This window comes from Conyzicola nivalis (assembly GCF_040548875.1).
GTDB classification, from domain to species: domain Bacteria; phylum Actinomycetota; class Actinomycetes; order Actinomycetales; family Microbacteriaceae; genus Conyzicola; species Conyzicola nivalis_A.
In genome coordinates, this window is sequence record NZ_JBEPSJ010000003.1 from 326872 (window position 1) to 344272 (window position 17401).

General features: G+C 69.6%; 14 protein-coding genes. 5 read left to right on the forward strand and 9 right to left on the reverse strand.

What is annotated here, in order from left to right; translation table 11 throughout:
* Positions 1–228: 228 nt before the first annotated feature.
* The 4 genes from ABIE21_RS14090 to ABIE21_RS14105 all read left to right on the forward strand — a co-directional run bounded on the left by ABIE21_RS14090 (position 229) and on the right by ABIE21_RS14105 (position 3913).
* On the forward strand, positions 229–1326 hold the full coding sequence (locus tag ABIE21_RS14090) for a Gfo/Idh/MocA family protein (protein ID WP_354025551.1): 1098 nt from the start codon (positions 229–231) through the stop codon (positions 1324–1326).
* Between the two features lie 10 nt (positions 1327–1336).
* Positions 1337–2497, forward strand: a complete 1161-nt coding sequence (locus tag ABIE21_RS14095; RefSeq protein WP_354025459.1) for a DUF993 family protein — start codon at positions 1337–1339, stop codon at positions 2495–2497.
* On the forward strand, positions 2494–3420 hold the full coding sequence (locus ABIE21_RS14100) for a sugar phosphate isomerase/epimerase family protein (RefSeq protein ID WP_354025460.1): 927 nt from the start codon (positions 2494–2496) through the stop codon (positions 3418–3420). The genes ABIE21_RS14095 and ABIE21_RS14100 overlap by 4 nt, the downstream gene beginning before the upstream one ends.
* Before the next feature lie 97 nt (positions 3421–3517).
* Positions 3518–3913 (forward strand): hypothetical protein, encoded by a 396-nt coding sequence (locus ABIE21_RS14105; protein WP_354025461.1) that lies wholly within the window; start codon positions 3518–3520, stop codon positions 3911–3913.
* A gap of 4 nt (positions 3914–3917) precedes the next feature.
* On the opposite strand, the gene ABIE21_RS14110 is transcribed toward ABIE21_RS14105, so the two are convergent.
* Positions 3918–4244, reverse strand: coding sequence for a hypothetical protein (locus tag ABIE21_RS14110; protein ID WP_354025462.1), 327 nt, complete (start codon positions 4242–4244; stop codon positions 3918–3920).
* A gap of 49 nt (positions 4245–4293) precedes the next feature.
* Complete coding sequence (locus tag ABIE21_RS14115; protein WP_354025463.1) at positions 4294–7185, reverse strand: DUF5107 domain-containing protein; 2892 nt, start codon at positions 7183–7185, stop codon at positions 4294–4296.
* Positions 7186–7276: 91 nt separating this feature from the next.
* Here ABIE21_RS14115 and ABIE21_RS14120 point away from each other — a divergent pair, with 91 nt between their 5' ends.
* Complete coding sequence (locus ABIE21_RS14120) at positions 7277–8140, forward strand: AraC family transcriptional regulator (protein ID WP_354025464.1); 864 nt, start codon at positions 7277–7279, stop codon at positions 8138–8140.
* Between the two features lie 6 nt (positions 8141–8146).
* On the opposite strand, the gene ABIE21_RS14125 is transcribed toward ABIE21_RS14120, so the two are convergent.
* The 7 genes from ABIE21_RS14125 to ABIE21_RS14155 all read right to left on the reverse strand — a co-directional run bounded on the left by ABIE21_RS14125 (position 8147) and on the right by ABIE21_RS14155 (position 17380).
* Entirely contained in the window at positions 8147–9400 is a 1254-nt protein-coding gene (locus ABIE21_RS14125) for a cellulase-like family protein (RefSeq protein WP_354025465.1), read from the reverse strand.
* On the reverse strand, positions 9397–10248 hold the full coding sequence (locus ABIE21_RS14130) for a carbohydrate ABC transporter permease (RefSeq protein ID WP_354025466.1): 852 nt from the start codon (positions 10246–10248) through the stop codon (positions 9397–9399). Before ABIE21_RS14130 ends, ABIE21_RS14125 begins: the two co-directional genes overlap by 4 nt.
* Positions 10242–11165 carry a carbohydrate ABC transporter permease gene (locus ABIE21_RS14135; protein ID WP_354025467.1) on the reverse strand — a complete coding sequence of 308 codons (924 nt, stop codon included), beginning with the start codon at positions 11163–11165 and terminating at the stop codon, positions 10242–10244. Before ABIE21_RS14135 ends, ABIE21_RS14130 begins: the two co-directional genes overlap by 7 nt.
* A 72-nt stretch (positions 11166–11237) precedes the next feature.
* Complete coding sequence (locus ABIE21_RS14140; RefSeq protein ID WP_354025468.1) at positions 11238–12557, reverse strand: ABC transporter substrate-binding protein; 1320 nt, start codon at positions 12555–12557, stop codon at positions 11238–11240.
* A gap of 159 nt (positions 12558–12716) precedes the next feature.
* Entirely contained in the window at positions 12717–13721 is a 1005-nt protein-coding gene (locus ABIE21_RS14145) for a LacI family DNA-binding transcriptional regulator (RefSeq protein ID WP_354025469.1), read from the reverse strand.
* Positions 13722–13864: 143 nt separating this feature from the next.
* Positions 13865–16039, reverse strand: a complete 2175-nt coding sequence (locus ABIE21_RS14150) for an alpha-galactosidase (protein ID WP_354025470.1) — start codon at positions 16037–16039, stop codon at positions 13865–13867.
* A 9-nt stretch (positions 16040–16048) separates the two neighbouring features.
* Positions 16049–17380: an ABC transporter substrate-binding protein gene (locus ABIE21_RS14155; RefSeq protein ID WP_354025471.1), complete on the reverse strand. Its 1332-nt coding sequence runs from the start codon at positions 17378–17380 to the stop codon at positions 16049–16051.
* Between the last annotated feature and the right edge of the window lie 21 nt (positions 17381–17401).

Genomic DNA, 17401 nt, shown 5'->3' on the forward strand with positions numbered 1-17401 from the left:
CGGCCTGACGCGCCGACCACGCCGCCCCGAGCGCGGAGGGGCGCATCCGCGGACCGGCGCATCCGCGGGCACCGATGTTTGCCCAATCCGCCTCCGGCCCCTATAGTCTTGGTAAACGCTTTCCCGCACAGTGGGCGGAAGCCGGATAACAGATACCGAACTGCAGAGAAGAGACAACCAGTGTCAGAGTCGACAATTGGCATCATCGTCAACGGAGCCACCGGCCGCATGGGCTACCGCCAGCACCTCGTGCGTTCGCTGCTCGCGATCCGCGACCAGGGCGGCGTTATGACGAGCGACGGCACGCGTCAGCAGATCGAGATCATGATCATCGGCCGCAACGAGGTAACCCTCAAGGAGCTCGCCGACAAGCACGACATCGAGCACTACACGACCGACCTCGACTCAGCCCTCGCCGACCCGCGCTGGCAGATCTACTTCGACGCGCTCGTCACCCAGGCCCGGGTCAAGGGCATCAAGAAGGCCATCGCCGCCGGCAAGCACATCTACACCGAGAAGCCCACCGCCGAGTCGAGCGAGGAGGCCTTCGAGCTCGCCCGTCTGGCGAAAGAGGCCGGCGTCAAGAACGGTGTTGTGCACGACAAGCTCTACCTGCCCGGCCTGCAGAAGCTCAAGAGGCTCATCGACTCCGGTTTCTTCGGCCAGATCCTCAGCGTGCGCGGCGAGTTCGGCTACTGGGTGTTCGAGGGCGACTGGCAGGAAGCCCAGCGCCCCAGCTGGAACTACCGCAGCGAAGACGGCGGCGGCATCATCGTCGACATGTTCCCGCACTGGAACTACGTGTTCGAGAACCTCTTCGGCCGCGTCGAGAGCGTCTATGCGCGCACCGCGACCCACATCCCCACCCGCGTGGGCGAGAAGGGCGAGGCATACACGGCGACGGCGGATGACGCGGCCTACAGTGTCTTCGACATCGAGGGCGGCATCGTCGCCCAGGTGAATTCGAGCTGGGTCGTGCGCGTCGATCGCAAGGAGCTCGTCGAGTTTCAGGTCGACGGTACCCTCGGCAGCGCGGTCGTCGGCCTGTTCGGCGCGAAGATCCAGCCGCGCAACGCGACCCCCCGCCCGACCTGGAATCCCGACCTCGCCGAGACCCACGACTACACGGCCGACTGGCTCGAGGTGCCGACGAACGACGTGTTCGAGAACGGCTTCAAGACGCAGTGGGAGCAATTTCTGCTGCACGTCGTCGAGGACGCGCCGCACCCCTACGACTTCACCGCCGGAGCGCGCGGCGTGCTGCTCGCCGAGGCCGGTCTCGAGTCGAACGCCACCGGCCGTCGCATCGACCTCCCGCAGAGCTGAGGGCCGTGCCATGACCGACCTCCTCCTCATCGACGCGGCGGGCGTCTCGAGCAGCGTCGCGCTGAAGCCCGCGCCGGCGTTCACCAAGCCGACGGCTCCGCTGACCAGCCGGGTCGCCTATGCGGCGGCGCACGTGATCCCCAAGAAGCACGCCGACAACACGCCGGGTCAGCCCGCCGACATCGACTGGGATGCGACTATCGCGTTCCGCCGCCACGTCTGGTCGTGGGGACTCGGCGTCGCCGACGCGATGGACACAGCGCAGCGCAACATGGGCCTCGACGCCAGAGCGACCCGCGAGCTCGTCACCCGCAGCGCCCAGGCCGCGCGCGAGGAGGGCGGCGCCCTCGTCGTCGGCGTCAACACCGACCACGTCGATGCCGAGGTCATCTCGCTCGACGAGGTCATCGACGCCTACAAGGAGCAGCTGCACTTCACCGAGGATGCCGGAGCCGGCGTCGTCCTGATGGCCAGCCGCCACCTGGCCCGGGCCGCGCAGAGCGCCGAGGACTACCTGCGTGTGTACCGCGAGGTGCTCGGCGCCGCGTCGACCCCCGTCATCCTGCACTGGCTCGGCGCCGCGTTCGACCCCACCCTCGCGAGCTACTTCGGCTCGACCGACTCGGCCGCGGCGAGCGCGACGGTGCTCGAGATCATCACCGAGAACGCCGGGCACGTCAGCGGCATCAAGATGAGCCTGCTCGACCCCTTCGCCGAGATCGCCGTGCGCGCGCAGCTGCCGCCGACCGCGACGATGTTCACCGGCGACGACTTCAACTACGTGGGGCTGATCGCCGGCACCGGCGGGAAGCACTCCGACGCCCTGCTGGGCGCCTTCGCCGCGCTCGCGCCGAGTGCGTCGGCCGCGATCCAGGCGCTCGACGCGGGCGACAACGGAGAGTACGAGAGCATCCTCGGGCCGACCGAAGACCTCTCGCGCCAGATCTTCGCCGCGCCTACCTTCTATTACAAGACCGGCGTGGCGTTTATGTCGTGGCTGAACGGCCACCAGGACGCGTTCAGCATGGTCGGCGGGCTGCACTCGGCCCGCTCGCTGCCGCACCTGAGCGAGATCGTGCGCCTCGCCAACCGGTCGGGCGCCCTCGAGCGCCCCGACCTGGCGGCCGAGCGCTGGAACGCACTGCTGAAGCTGAACAGCCTCGGCGAATGAGCGGCGTGCAGACGACAGGCGCCCAGGGTACGGGAGCGCAGGGCACGGGAGCGCAGAGCACGGGAGCGCAGGCCGCCACCCCTCGCCCCGTCGCCCACCCGCGCCTCAGCCTCAACCAGGCGACGATCAAGTACGCCGACCTGGCCGAGGCGATCGACGCCACGGTGAACGCCGGGTACGAGAGCATAGGCCTGTGGCGCGAGCCCGTGCAGGCCGCGGGCCTCGGCCGAAGCATCCGTCTCGTCGAAGACAGCGGCCTGCGCGTGTCGAGCCTGTGTCGCGGCGGGTTCTTCACCATGGAGGAGGGCCTCGCTCGGCGCGAGAGCATCGACGACAACAGGCGCGCCATCGCCGAGGCCCACGCACTGGGCGCCCCGGCTCTCGTGCTCGTGGCGGGCGGGCTCCCCGCCGGGTCGAGAGACCTGATCGGCGCGCGATCCAGGGTGCGCGACGCGATCGCAGAACTGGCGGATGACGCGGCAGCGGCGGGCGTCACGTTGACGATCGAGCCGCTGCACCCGATGTACGCGAGCGATCGGGCGGTCGTCTCGACCCTCGGCCAGGCTCTCGAAATCGCCGAAGAGTTTCCACTGGGCGTGGTCGGTGCTGTGGTGGACACCTTCCACGTCTGGTGGGACCCCCGGTTGCTCGAGCAGATCGCGCGCGCCGGGGACCGCATCGCGAGCTACCAGGTCTGCGACTGGGCGACCCCGCTGCCCGCCGACGTTCTGCTCGGCCGGCATTACCCGGGCGACGGTGTCATCGACTTCGCGGGCATCACCGCCGCGGTCGAGGCGGCCGGCTACCGCGGCGACGTCGAGGTGGAGATCTTCAACCAGCAGATCTGGGATACGCCGTACGCGACCGTCGCCGCGAGAACCCGCGACAGCTTCGCCGAAGTGGTCGCTCCGCACCTGTCGTAGCACCTGTCGCAGACCACGCGGTGCGGCGTAACATTTCGTAATAATCCCGCTTCGCTCGACCATACGGAGCTCGACCATACGGAGGACAACCGTGGACATGACGACCGAGAAGATGATGAAGTCGATGGACATGATGTCCATGGACATGAAGCTCATGCAGGAGTGCATGGAGGCGTGTACCGCCGCCGAGCAGGCCGCGACGATGTGCGCCGACGCCGGCTCGGGCGACAACATGGGCAAGATGATGAGCATGTGCGCCAACACGGCCGACATGACGAACACCATGATGCGCATGATGATGCGGCCGATGGGCTACGACATGGCGAGCATGATGGGCATGCTGCAGGCCACCGCGATGATGTGCCGCGCGTGCGCCGACGAGTGCATGATGCACGCGGAGATGAGCGACCACTGCAAGATGTGCGCCGAGGTGTGCATGAACTGCGCCGCCGCGTGCGAGGCCCTTATGGCCTCGATGCCGGTCGCCGGCTAAATTCTCAGGCCACCCGCACGCTGAACAGCTCTCGCCCCACGGCGAGCACTCCGTAGCGCTCGTGCACCGAGACGGGCTCTCCGACACCGACGCCCGTCGACGTGTAGTGCCAGACGCGTGACTCGGCCTGCGAGTCGAGGTCGACGAGGTCGATCCACCCGTCGGCCGAGACCGCGGACACCACGACGTCGCGCCACTGGCTGGCGGTCGCGACGGCGGCGAGGCGCTGGATCGGGTTCAGTTCGAAACCCGTCTCGAACCCGCAGCGCATCATCGCGACGGCGCCGGTCTGGGGCCGATCTGCGGACGCGTTGTCAGGTGAATAGGTCATGCGAAGACGTTAGGCGGCGCTTCTGCGGATGTCACGGCGAACCGTCACACTATGAAACAGTGCGCCCGGTGAACAGCAGCAGGTCGGGCAGCGAGGTCGCGAAGTAGTCGGTCGTTCCGTCGGTGCGCACCGGGGCGGGAGCGGTGAACGCCGGGCGGGCCTCGCCGAGCGTGGCGGGCGGTTCGACGACTCCGTTGCCGAGCGCCGCGTTGGCGCCGTCCCAGGCCGCGAGCGCACGCCCCTCGCCCCCTTCCCAGGGCGCGAACGGGCGCGACGACAGCAGCGCGAGCGCGTCGCCTGCATGACCGGTGGCGGTGAGCAGCTCGGCCGTCTCGACCGCGAGGTCGTCGCGGTGCAGCGCCGCGAGAGGGATTCGCGCGAGCCTGTCGGCGGCGCTGCGCCCGAGCCGCTTCCACAGCTGGTCGCTCTCGTACCAGAGCCGCGCGTGGTCGGGGGCGGTTTCGAGCGCGAGCTCGTAGAGGCGGGCGGCGCGGTCGGCGTCGCCGCCGTGGTTGTAGCTCGCGATCGCCGCGTTGCGCAGCGTCACGGGGTCGGTCGGGTCGAGCTCGACCGCGCGCAGCCAGTGCGCCAGCGCCTCGCCGTGGCGACCGTGGTGGTAGAGCAGGGAGCCGAGCAACGCGTGGGCACGGGCATCGCTCTCGTCTGCGGCGAGCGCGGCGACGAGAGCGTCGTGGTGGTCGAGCAGGCTCGGAAACGCCAGCGTCGCATCGACGGCTCGCGCCGCCGACCGGGCGGCGGCGGCATCCGCGGGTTCGCCGATCCGGTCGAACCACGACGCGGCGAGGTACAGCGCCACGGGCGCTTCGTTGCCGGCCGCCGTGCGTTCTCCCCCACCCACCGCGATGGCGATGGCGATCGCCGCGGTGAGCTCGCCAGCGGAGGCGAGCTCCATGGCCACGTCGAGCCGCGTCGCGGGGTCGGCGCTCGACGGTCGCCCCGCGAGGTGCAGTGCGAGTTGGTCGAGGGGGTCGAGGGCGAGCGCCTCGGCGAGCACCCGGTCGGCGTCGCCGCCCAGCCTCCGCAGCGCGACCGCGAGCAGGGCGCGCGCCCGCGAGTCGTCGGCGTCGCGCCGCAGCGCCTCGGTCGCGTGGCGCTGCGCATCCGCATAGCGGCCCGCGCGGGCGTCGAGGCGGGCGAGCTCGACGGATGCCGCCTGCCGCCATTCGCCGTTCCAGGCCGCCTTCGAGAGGGCGTCGTAGGCGTCGTCGCCGCGGCCCAGCCGAGAGAGCACGAGGCCCAGCCGGTATGACGCCTCTCCCTGCGCCGGGTTGCCGTTGCGCGCGGTGAGGCGGGACAGCGCCGCCTCCGCGTGCCGGAGCGCCGCGGGGTAGTCGGCGCGGCGGTGGTGGTGCTCCGCGAGCGCGAGGTGGGAGCGCGCGTCTCCCGGGTCGCGACGAAGCGCCTCGTGCCAGTAGTCGAGCGGCGACCAGGTCGGGTGCCGGTACTGGGCGAGGTGCAGCCCGGTGAGGTAGAGCTCGTCGACGCTGCCGATGTCGGCGGGCCGCGCCGGCTCGGTGGCGGGCTCGGGCTCGGGCTGGTCGACGTGGACGCGCGGCGTCCACGTGATGAGGCCGACGACCTCGAGGGTGAGCTCGTGCGGCTCGAGAGTCGTGGCGACGTCGGCGACGAAGGGGGTGCCGGGCGCGACATCCGCGGTCCATTCGGCGAGCACCTCGCCGCCCCCGAGCAGACGGACGCGCTGGGAGGGCCGCACCGCGGTCGTCGCGACCCCGACGTGCGCCGAACCTCCGGCGACGGAGAGGTGCACGGCCGCGTCGAGGTTGGCCTGATGCACGACGCCGACGCCCTGGATCGGGTACCAGTACTGCGAGAACGTCTTGGTCTCTCCGGGTCGGATCCAGGCGAAGTCGGGCTGGTTGTCGGTGTAGACGCCCGCCATCAGCTCGACGTACGGGCCGTCGTCGTCGGTGAGCAGGGCGTCCCAGGCGTGGCCGAACGGCGCGTTGCCCCACGTCCACTGCTTCTTGCCCGGGGCGATGTGGCGGTCGGCCCAGTGCACGAAGCCGGCGCCTCTCGCGTGGTCGTAGCCGCCGAAGAAGTCGTCGCGGGTCGAGGTGACCATGTAGCTGGTCGGCACCGGGATGTCGCGGTAGAAATCGAGCCGGTCGGCACCGCCGCGCGCGGCGTAGTCGACCCCGTAGTACTCCCGGTCGGCCTGCGGGAAGGCGGTGATAGAGCGGCGGGCGTGGTCGGCGACCCACTGCACGTCGGTCGGGAAGAACGACTGGTAGTCGTCGTGCACGCGCGCCGCGACGTTCGCCCACCAGAGGAAGGTCTGCGTCTCGCTCGTGCGGTTGTGCAGGCGCACCACCAGCTCGATGACGGCCCGGTCGGGGTGCAGGCGCACGCCGTGCATGCCCTTCATGCGCGCGAACGGGTCGTGGTCGCTGCTCCACACCGTGACCGAGCCGTCGTCGCCGTGCTCGATCGTGCACTCCACGGGCAGGAACGTGGCGGGCCGGTGATGCTGCGGCCAGTTGAACTCGACGCCGCCGCTCACCCACGGGCCGGCGAGGCCGACGAGCGCCGGCTTGATCACGTTGTTGCGGTAGAAGAAGTCGTAGTCGGCCTTCTTGTCGTAGCCGACGTGGATGCGCCCGCCAAGCTCGGGCAGAACCACCAGGCGGATCCACTCGTTCTCGATGTGGATCGCGTCCCAGACCCGCGCGGTCTTCTCGTGGCTGACACTGTCGACGAAGGGCAGCGGGTACACGCGTCCGCTCGAGCCCTGGTACACCCGCTGGTCGAGGAACATCGGGTAGCGGTCGGGCTCCCCCGGCTCGTAGGTGTCGATCTCGATCGGCTCGCGCCACGCGACGGCACCGCCGTTCGACAGCTGCGCTGCGAGGGCGGGCGGAGCGGAGGGAAGGTGGATGGGCGCGGAGGCTGCGATGTTCACACCGGCAACGCTAGGCGCGCCCGAACGCAGGGAGAATGGCAGAAGCGGGTCACCCTATGGACGATTCGACGAAAACTGCCATACTGACTCGGTGAGCATCAGACAGGGCTTCCCCGGCGAGCGGCTCGTCGTCGTGCCGCGCGCCGTCGTGCGCGAGGCGCTGGAGAGGCACGTCACGCGGCGCCTCACCGTCACCGACGCGGGATGGTTCCCGCACGCGGCGGGACACGAGCGGATCCGGCCACAGGGCACCGCGTCATCGATCGTGATCGTCTGCGTCGCGGGATCGGGCTGGGCCGAGGTGGCCGGGGTTCCGCACCGCATCGGCGCGGGCACGGCGCTGGTGATACCCGGCGGCGTTGCGCACGCCTATGGCGCGTCCTCGACGTCGCCATGGACGATCTGGTGGTGTCACGTAGCAGGCTCGGACGTCGGCGACCTCGTCGGCGCGAGCGGCACCACGGCCACCAAGCCGACCGTGGGGCTGCGCCATCCGGAGCGCGCGGTCGCCCTGCTCGACGAGATCGTGACCACGCTGGAACGTGACCAGTCCATCGCCCGCCTGATCGGGGCATCCGGCGCCGCCTGGAAGCTGCTCACGCAGATCGCGACCGACGAGCTCACGCCCGCGGCCGGCGACCCGCTGCAGCGGGCGATGGGATTTCTCGCCGACCGTCTCGACAGCAGCGTGCCGGTCTCCGAGCTCGCGGCGCTCGTCGGGGTGTCGCCGTCGCACCTCGGCGCCCTGTTCCGCCGGGCGACCGGGGGCGGGGTGCTGGCGCATCACTCCGCGCTGCGGATGGCGCGTGCCCGGCAGCTGCTCGACGGAACGGCGATGACGGTCGCGGAGGTCGGGGCCGACGTGGGGTACGCCGACCCGCTCTACTTCTCCCGCCACTTCAAGCGCCTGCACGGCGTAGCCCCGACCCAGTACCGCGACCTGCACAAGGGCTGACCGCGGCTAGACGGCCGCTTGTGCCGCGTGGGCCAGGATCTCCCCGTTCATGCGCTGCTGCCACTCGATATTGCTCCACATCGGGTGGTGCGGCGCAGCGTTCGAGCACAGCACCATGCCCCACGCTCCCGCCTCCAGGGCGGTGCGGATGCCGTGTTCCGCGAGCTCGAGGCCCGCGGCGCCCTCCTCGAAGCCGCCGAACAGCGGCGTGTAGCCGATCCAGCCCTCGCCGATCACCTGCGGCACACCGCGCGCGCGCGCCCACTCGGCCACACCGGTGATGCGTGCCGCCATCTCGCGGTGCATCTCGTCGCGGTGGGCGGGGTAGTGTTCGAGCAGCCACGCGTCCCACTTGGCCGGGTCGATGAAGTCGTAGCCGTAGACCATCTGGTCGGTGATGACCGTGGCGTCCATGCGCCACGACTCGGGTCGCCCGTAGTCGGCGAACTCCGGGGCGCCGTCGACCAGCAGCGATCGCAGCTCCGCGTTCGGAAACCCGGCTGTGCCCTCGGAGCGCAGGTCGATGCGCTGCTGCAGGGCGTCGAGCACGCCGTAGGTGTAGATGTGGAACTGCGCGACGCGCATCGCCGGGCTCACGCTCGCCATGTCGAGGTGGGGCGGCTTTCCGTAGCTGGCGGAGACGAGCTGGGAGGGATGCCTCGCCTCGAGCCACTCGACGGCACGGGCACCGCGGTCGGCGAACGGCGGCACGCGCGAGAAGTCGACCTCGTTGTGCAGTTCGGTGAACGCCACCGACTCGAGGAGACCCTCGGCGTCGAACGCCGCGAGCATCCGGTCGAATGAGGCGGCCAGCACGTCGTAGCGGTCGTCGAGCGGCACGGCGTCGATCGCGTTCCACCAGTCCGGGGTCGCGGCGAACGCGGGCGACTGCTGGTACTCCCAGCTCGCCAGCACGACCACCACGCCGTGGCGTTCCGCCGCCTGCAGCAGCTCGAACAGCCGCTCGCGCACGTCGATCTCGTAGCCGCCCGGAACGTCGTACCAGCGGGTGCCGCGGCCGTAGCGCCCGCCGTCGGGCGCGCCGCCCAGCCCGGAGACCGCGATGCGCGGGTCGAGGCCGAGACCGCCGAAGGTGAGCAGCGGCGCGGCGCAGATGCGCGCCGCGTTGTAACCACGTTCGACGGTTTCGGCGAAGGCGGCGTCGAGGTCGGCGTACGGTTCGCCGGCGCCCGCGCGGGTGTACCAGGAGAAGTCCCATAGCGAGATCGTGAGTCGCTCGGGCAGGTGGGCGGGGGTCATCCCTTCGTCGCCCCGGCGGTCAGCCCGGCCTTCCAGAAGCGCTGCAGCGAGACCATCACGATGATGAGCAGGATCGCCGAGACCGCGGCGCCCGTCACGACGAGCGTGTAGAACATCGGGTCGCGCTGGGTCTGCGAGTTCCACAGGGTGAGCCCGAGCGTCACCGGGAAGGTCTTCGAGTCGTTCAGCATCACCAGCGGCAGGAGGTAGTTGTTCCAGATCGCCACGAACTGGAAGAGGAAGATCGTGACGATCGCCGGTGTCATCATGCGGGTCGCCATCGTGTAGAAGATGCGCAGGTCGCCCGCGCCGTCGATGCGCGCGGCCTCGATCACCTCGTCGGGCACGGAGTCCTTGGCGTAGATGCGCGCGAGGTAGACGCCGAACGGGCTCACCATCCCCGGCAGCAGCACACTCCAGTAGGTGCCGGTGAGGCTCACCCCGTTGAGCAGGAAGTACAGCGGGAGGGCGATCACCGTAGCGGGCACGAGCACCCCGCCGAGCACGATCGAGAACAGCGCCTCGCGGCCCTTGAACTCGTACTTCGCCATCGCGTAGCCGGCGCCGGTGGCCATCAGCGTCGCGAAGAGCGCTCCGACTCCCGCGTAGACGAGGCTGTTGACGAGCCATCCGCCGTAGGCGTTGTCGTCCTGGGTGAAGAGCCGCCCGAGGTTCTCGAACAGCTGCGGGCTGTCGGAGAACCAGAGGCCGAAGGTGCCGAACAGGTCGCCCGGACTCTTGGTCGCCGAGAACAGCACCCAGAGCACCGGGAGGAGGAAGTAGGCGGCCGCCGCGATCATGACGGCCATGACGGGGATGCTCGTGAGCCACGTGCGACGGTTCACCATGCGCGGTTGCCCTTTCGGTTGACGAGCTTCAAGAACCCGAAGGAGAAGACGAAGGCGATGAGCGCGACGATCACCGCCATTGCGGCGGCGAGGTTCGGGTTGCTCTGCGCGAAGGCCTGGTTGTAGGCGGCGAGGTTGGGGGTGAAGTCGGAGTTGATGGCCGTGGTCAGCGGTTTGAGCACGAGCGGTTCGACGAACAGCTGCAGGGTGCCGATGATGGTGAAGACCGTGACGAGCACGACCGTCGGCCGCAGCAGCGGCAGCTTGATGTGGCGGATGATCGCGAACTCGCCGGCTCCGTCGATGCGAGCCGCCTCGTACAGTTCGCCGGGCACCGACTTCAGCGAGGCGACGATGATGAGCATGTTGTACCCGGCGAAGCCCCAGAGGGCGATGTTCGCGATGGCGAACAGCACGGAGTCGCCGCCGAGCGGGGTGAAGTCGAGACCGAAGTTGGACAGGATCTGCAGCACAGGGCTCGTGCTCGGCACGTAGAGGAAGCCCCAGAGCAGCGAGGCGATCACTCCGGGCACGCCGTAGGGCATGAAGTAGATGACGCGGAAGACCCGCGGGAAGTGCGCCTTGCCCGATTCGAGCAGCAGCGCGAGCACGAGGGAGAAGACCACCATGAGCGGGACCTCGATCACGGCGAACAGCAGCACGCGGCCGATGCTCTCTACGAAGCTCGGCGTGGCCAGCGCCCTGGCGTAGTTCTCGAAGAACACGAACACCTTCTCGGGGGCGCCGAAGCCGAGGCCGCTCGACCGCACCGTGAAGAGGCTGTCGACGATCGCGTACCCGATGGGGAGCACGAAGAAGGCGGCGAAGAAGAGCACGAACGGCACGAGCAGCACCGTGAGGGTGAGCCTCTGCTTGAGCGGCTTGCGCCGAGCTGTGGAGCGGGTGATGGAGGTCACGGTGTCCTAACCGGGATGGGGGTGTTCGGTGAGACCGTGGGGCGGCACTGTCGCGCCGCCCCACGGCGGGTGCTACTCCGCTACGGCGATGCCCTTGTCTTCCATGGCCTTGACCATGTCGTCCTGGGTTTTCTCGAAGGCCCCGGTGAGCGGGGTCTTGTTCTCGACGGCAGCCTTCACGTTGTCGGTGAGGGTCGCGTAGAGGGTGTCGACCAGCGGCGGCCACTGCCAGCTGCGGTCGACGTTGTCGTCGGCCACGGCGAACGTGTCCCAGATGTTCTGGCCGCCGAAGAACTCGAAGGTCTCCGGGTCGTCGGTGAGGGCCGTGATCTCCGACTTGTCTTCGAGCGCTGGCCAACCGGCGCCGATGCTCGTCAGGGTGCTCGCACTCGCGGGGGTGCCGTTCATCCACAGGGCGAACTCGGTGGCCTCCTTCGGGTGCTTCGATCCCTTGAGCACGACGTTGGATGCGCCGCCGCCCCAGCTGGCGGACACGTGCTCGCCGGCCACCCACTGCGGCATCTCGGCGGCGGCCCAGAGGCCGCTGGTCTCCGGCGCGTTGCCGCTGATGATCGCCGCTGCCCACGAGCCGCTCATCCAGCTCGCCACGTTGCCCGACTTGATGTCGGTGTACCACTCGTTCGACATGTCGGCCTCGACCTTGACGAGGTCCTCGTCGAGGAGCTTCTGCCAGAACTCGGCCATGCGCAGCGTGTCGGGGTTGTCGATCGCGACGCTCCACGAGTCGTCGCCGGCCTCGAACCACGGCTGGCCGGCCTGCTGGGCGAGGGCCATCAGCCACGGCGCCTGGTTGGCGGCGAAGGCGGCGATGTACTTGTTCGGGTCGGAGGCGTGGATGACCTTGGCGGCCTCGTAGTACTCGTCCCAGGTCGCCGGGGCCGAGAGGCCGAGCGAGTCGAGGACGTCTTTGCGGTAGAACTGGCCGACCGGGCCGCTGGCCTGCGGGATGCCGTAGACCTTGTCGTTGAAGACTCCGGTCTTCCACTGCCAGTCGGTGAACTTGTCTGCGTCGTCGGCGGCGTACTCGGTGATGTCGGTGAGCGCGTCGTTGAGCAGGAAGGTCGCGAGCTCGTCGTAGCCGACGTGCGCGACGTCGGCGGGGTTGCCCGCGGCGACGGCGGACAGCATCTTGGCGTAGCCGCCGTCGGGGCCGGCGGCGATGGCCTCGACCGTCACGTGGATGTCGTCGTGCTCTTCGTTGAAGGCGTCGACCGCCTTGTCGATGTTCGGAACCCAGGTCTGGAAGGTGAGCTCGACCGGTCCGTCGGAGGCCTCGCCGCCGGGGGCGCAGGCCGCGAGCGGTGCGATGACGGCGAGCGTGAGTGCTGCCGCGGCGAAAACGCGGCGGCGGGTCGCGGGTGGCTGCGACATGAATGCTCCTTTGCATTGGGTGAATCGGAATGTGATCGACGCAAGAATGAATCGATTCATGTCACAGTAGCAATCCGCGGTCGGATGTCAATAGCGCCGAGCCGACTCGCCCGGCGCGCGCTGCCGCCGCCGGCGTCGCGTCCGAGGGAAGACGCGTTGTCAGGCCGAGCGCGACGTCGAGGCCCGCACGACCAGCTCGGGCTGGAAGACCACGTGGGAGTGCTCGTGCTCGCCGGTCTCGGTGAGCTCGGCGATGAGCATGCGGGCACCCCGGTAGCCGAGCTCCCGAGTGGGCTGGCGCACGGTCGTGAGCGGGATGAGCGACGCCGCGGCGAAGTCGATGTCGTCGTAGCCGACGATCGCGATGTCGTCGGGAATGCTCAGCGCGCCGCTCAGCACCTGCATCATGCCGAGGGCGACCAGGTCGTTCGCGGCGACCACGCCGTCGGGGCGCCGGGCCGGCGGCAGCGCGAGGATCTCGGCGCCGATCTCCCGTCCGACGTCGATCGACAGCGTCTCGCGGTGCTCTTCGACGAGCGTCACGTCGCCGCCCGCGGCGAGCACCGCCGCCCGCGACCCGCTCACACGGTCGCGCATCTGCTGGATCCGACGCTCCCCGCCCACGAACATCAGCCGTCGTTTTCCGACGTCGATCAGGTGTTTTGTCGCTGCGAGGCCGCCGGCGACGTCGTCGACCGACACCGAGCAGTAGTCGTCGGACTCGCGGTCGACGAGCACGACCTTGGTGCCGTTCGCGCGCAGCTTGTCGAGGTTCGGAGTGGTGCGCGCCGGAGTGACGAGCACCCCGTCGAGGTTGCGGTTCTCGAACACGTCGAGGTACTGGCTCTGCCCCGACTCGTCGTCGGCGCTCGTCGCGAGCAGCAGCGCGTAGCCGGCCTCGCGGGCCGCCTGGGCGGCGCCGGTGGCGAGGGTCGTGAAGAAGGGGTTGGAGATGTCGGTGATGACGAAGCCGATGGCCTCGCTCTGCCCGCGTCGCAACTGGCGCGCCGTGGTGTTCGGCACATAGCCGAGCCGCTCGATGGCGCCGCTCACGCGCCGGGCCGTCTCGGCGTTCACCCGGTCGGGTCGGTTGAGAAAGTTCGACACCGATCCCGTCGAGACGCCCGCGAGCCTCGCGACGTCGCTCAGTCGTGTCTGCGCCATTGCTCCTCCTGCGATAGAGCTTAGCGAGGAGGATCGAACGATTTCGTCCATATGATGAATCGGTTCATGCGGCGCACTCGGGCCGAGGGGCAGTCAATCGACCTCGAACGGGCCGATGAGGGTCGTTTCCTTGCCCCTCGGCTCTAGAGCGCGACCACGTCGAGCACCAGCGCCTGCTCGGGGGCGAGCAGCGGCATCGGGATGCCGACGGAACGAAGCATCCGCCCGCTCATCGTCACCGAGCCCCGGTCCCACCACGGCGGCATCGCGTCCTGCACGAAGCGCGGCCACTCCCCCAGCCGCACCGGCGTCACCCGGTAGAGCCGGTCGGGGTCGAGGCCGGGAAGCGTGGCCGGGCCGTGGACGGCGTCGCGGGTCGCCGCCATCGCGACGACGGCGAAGAGGGCGGATGACGCGTCGCCCGCGACCACCCCGTGCACCCAGCGCGCGGGGTCGGCCGAGTCGGCGCGAACCACCTCGCCCGAGTGCAGCAGCGGCCGGTAGTGCTTGTAGGCGGCGACCCACTCGGCGATCGCCGCGCGCTCGTCGGTCGTGGTCGTCGTGACGTCCCACTCGATGCCGGCGTGCCCGAACAGGGCCGTCGCGAGCCGGAAGCCGAGCGCGTGCGTGCGCCCCGTCGTGTGCGCGGTCGCCGCACCGAGGTGGGCGCCGAGGAACTCGGGCGGAACGAGCCCGGCCGTCCAGCGGTAGATCGACTGGCGTTCGAGCGAGTCGTTGGTGTCGCTCGGCCACACACGGTCGGTGCGCTCGATCACGCCGAGGTCGACGCGCCCGCCGCCCGACGAGCACGACTCGATCTCGAGGTCGGGGAACTCGGCGCGCAGGGCGTCCATCAGCCGGTAGGTCGCGGTCGTGTGCCGGTGCGCCGACCCGCCGAGCAGGTCGCGGTTCTGGTCCCATTTGAGATACGCGATCGGGTACTCACGCAGCAGCGCGACGAGCTGGCCGTGCACGTGCGCGAAGGCGTCGGGATTGGCGAGGTCGAGCACCTGCTGGAACCGCCACGGCTGCGGAAGCTCCGCATTGCCCGCGCCGAGCACCCAGTCGGGGTGCTCGCGGGCGACGGCCGAGTCGAGGCTCACCATCTCTGGCTCGACCCAGAGGCCGAAGTCCATGCCGCGCGCCACGACGTGGTCGACGAGGGGGTGCAGGCCGCGGGGCCACTTGACCGGGTCCACGACCCAGTCGCCGAGGGCGCGCCGGTCGTCGGTGCGTCCGATCATCCAGCCGTCGTCGAGCACGAAGCGTTCGACCCCGACCTCGGCCGCGGCATCCGCGAGCTCGATGAGCCGCTCCGCGCTGTGGTCGAAGTAGACGGCCTCCCACGTGTTGAGCATGACCTTGCGTTCGCCGAGCGGACGGCGTGAGCGGATGAAACGGTGGAAGCTCCGGGCGAGGCCGTCGAGCCCCTCGTCCGAGAAGGCGGCCACGAGCCAGGGCGATTCGGCGCTGGCACCGGGCGCGAGGCGCACCTCGCCCGGCTCGAGCAGCTCGCCGCCGCCGAGCAGCGCGTGCCCGGTCGCGGACGACTCGGCCCACAGCCGCTGGTCGCCGCTCCAGGCGAGGTGGGCGCCCCAGACCTCGCCCGAGCGGAATCCGAACCCGGGCGTGCCGGCGACCATGAGGAAGGCGTTGTCGTGGCCGGGACGGCCGTGGCGCGCGTCGCGCGTCCAGGTGCCGTTGGCGAGGTCGCGGCGCTGCGGCTGGCGTTCGCGCGGCCAGCGGCCGGTGAAGTCGAGAACCTCGCGGGCGCGGGCCGGAATCGGCAGCGTCACGTCGAGGGAGGCGAGGGCGTAGGGACTGTCACCGGTGTTCGTCACGGTGAGGCGCTGGCGCAGGACGCCGGAGCGGGAGAGTTCGATGTCGACCGTCACGCTGAGGGTCGCGGCGGTGAGGAGTATGCGGAGGGCCGCTTCGACGGGCCCTTCGACTGGCTCAGGAGGGGCCTCAGCGACCGACAGCTCGGGCGCTTCGACAAGCCCTTCGACAGGCTCAGGAGGGGCCTCAGCGGCCGACAGCGTGAACGTCGGCTGGCTGAGGGCGTCGAGACCCTCGTGGTAGCCGGCGATGCCCGGGCGTCCGTTCCATCCGTCGGCCATGACCGGAAGGATCGACTGGCGCTGCGGCGAGTCGATCGAGCTCGGGCCGACCGCGGGCACCTGGTCGTCGGCGAGGGCCGCGAGCTGGGAGCTCGAGAGCTCGCCCAGGTCGGCGCCCCAGTGGATGATGACGGGCACGGCCGTGCCGCGGGCGTCCAGTACGAAGCTGGTGCCCGCGGCACGGAGGTGGTGGATCATATTTTTACGTTACTTGTTGACCGGGATCGCCGCGGCTTCGAGGGCTGCGATGGTCTTGGTCTGACCGGTGGAGAGGGCGTCGCCGAGCGTGCCCGATCCGCCGAGGGCCTCGCCGAAGCCGTCCGCGACGTCAGCGTAGGTCTGCGTCATGGTCGGGCCCCAGGTGAAGTCGGCGTTGGTCTGGTTGGCGGCTTCTGCGAAGACGTCGTAGATGGGCTGGTTGCCGTAGAACTCGACACCCTCGCTGAGCACGGGCAGCTCGAGGCCGTCCTTCGTCGCGGGGTAGAGGTTGGCTTCCTTGTTGAGCGCGGTGAGCGCCTCCGGGTCGGTGTTCAGCCAGAGTGCGAACTGAGCGGCCTCGTAGGGGTGCTCGCTGCCCTTGAGCACCGCGGTCGACGATCCGCCCCAGTTGCCGGCCTTCTCGTCGCCGGCGTTCCACTGCGGCATCGGGGCCACGGCCCAGTTGCCCGTGGTGTCGGGTGCGCCGCTCGAGATCGAGTTGGCGCCCCAGACTGCGGAGATCCAGGTCCAGTCGCTACCGGTGTTGTAGGCGTTGTTCCACTCGTCGGTCCAGGCCGGGACCTTCGAGACGAGGTCGTCGGAGATCAGCGTCTGCCAGTAGTCGGCGACCTTCTCCGACTCGGGGCTCGTGAGGGTGACGTCCCACGCCTCTCCCTCGTTGGTGAACCACGAGCCGTCGGCCTGCCAGACGAGACCGGCGAACCAGTTCACGTCGTTCTGCGGGAAGTTGGTGATGTATCCGCCCTGGGCGCGGATCGCGGTCGCCGCTGCGGCGTACTCGTCCCACGTGGTCGGGATCGCGATGCCGGCCTTCTCGAAGAGGTCCTTGCGGTAGTACATGGCCATGGGGCCGGTGTCCTGCGGGATCGCGTAGACGGCGTCGTCCTCACCGAAGGTGACCTGGTTCCAGGTCCAGTCGATGAAGTCGTCCTGGCTGTCGAGCACGTTGGCGCAGCTGGCGAGGTCGGTCAGGCCGTCCTGCACGCGGAAGTTGGGCAGAGCGTCGTACTCGATCTGGCCGAGGTCGGGCGCGTTGCCTGCACTGAGCTGGTTGAAGAAGTTCTTGTACGTGCCGCCGTTGCCGTTCGGGCCGGTCTGGACCGTCACCTGGATGTCGGGGTTCTTCTCGTTCCACATGTCGACCACGGTCTCGATGCCGGGGATCCACGACGTGTACGAGAGCTCGACCTTGCCCTCGGCGGGCGTGCATTCGACAGCGCCGTCGGTGCTGTCCGACCCGCTGCCGGCCGCGCAGCCGGTGAGGCTGATCGCGGCGACGATGCCGAGCGCTGCGATGCGCGTGCTGTTCTTGAGTTGCATGTCTCTTTCCTTTTTCTACTC

Excerpts from the sequence above, each read along its gene's own strand:
- ABIE21_RS14155 (WP_354025471.1), bottom strand. The coding sequence starts at position 17,380 with ATGCAACTCAAGAACAGCACGCGCATCGCAGCGCTCGGCATCGTCGCC.
- ABIE21_RS14145 (WP_354025469.1), bottom strand. The coding sequence starts at position 13,721 with ATGGCGCAGACACGACTGAGCGACGTCGCGAGGCTCGCGGGCGTCTCG.
- ABIE21_RS14090 (WP_354025551.1), top strand. The coding sequence starts at position 229 with ATGGGCTACCGCCAGCACCTCGTGCGTTCGCTGCTCGCGATCCGCGAC.
- ABIE21_RS14105 (WP_354025461.1), top strand. The coding sequence starts at position 3,518 with ATGACGACCGAGAAGATGATGAAGTCGATGGACATGATGTCCATGGAC.
- ABIE21_RS14100 (WP_354025460.1), top strand. The coding sequence starts at position 2,494 with ATGAGCGGCGTGCAGACGACAGGCGCCCAGGGTACGGGAGCGCAGGGC.
- ABIE21_RS14125 (WP_354025465.1), bottom strand. The coding sequence starts at position 9,400 with ATGACCCCCGCCCACCTGCCCGAGCGACTCACGATCTCGCTATGGGAC.
- ABIE21_RS14130 (WP_354025466.1), bottom strand. The coding sequence starts at position 10,248 with ATGGTGAACCGTCGCACGTGGCTCACGAGCATCCCCGTCATGGCCGTC.
- ABIE21_RS14140 (WP_354025468.1), bottom strand. The coding sequence starts at position 12,557 with ATGTCGCAGCCACCCGCGACCCGCCGCCGCGTTTTCGCCGCGGCAGCA.
- ABIE21_RS14095 (WP_354025459.1), top strand. The coding sequence starts at position 1,337 with ATGACCGACCTCCTCCTCATCGACGCGGCGGGCGTCTCGAGCAGCGTC.
- ABIE21_RS14150 (WP_354025470.1), bottom strand. The coding sequence starts at position 16,039 with ATGATCCACCACCTCCGTGCCGCGGGCACCAGCTTCGTACTGGACGCC.
- ABIE21_RS14110 (WP_354025462.1), bottom strand. The coding sequence starts at position 4,244 with ATGACCTATTCACCTGACAACGCGTCCGCAGATCGGCCCCAGACCGGC.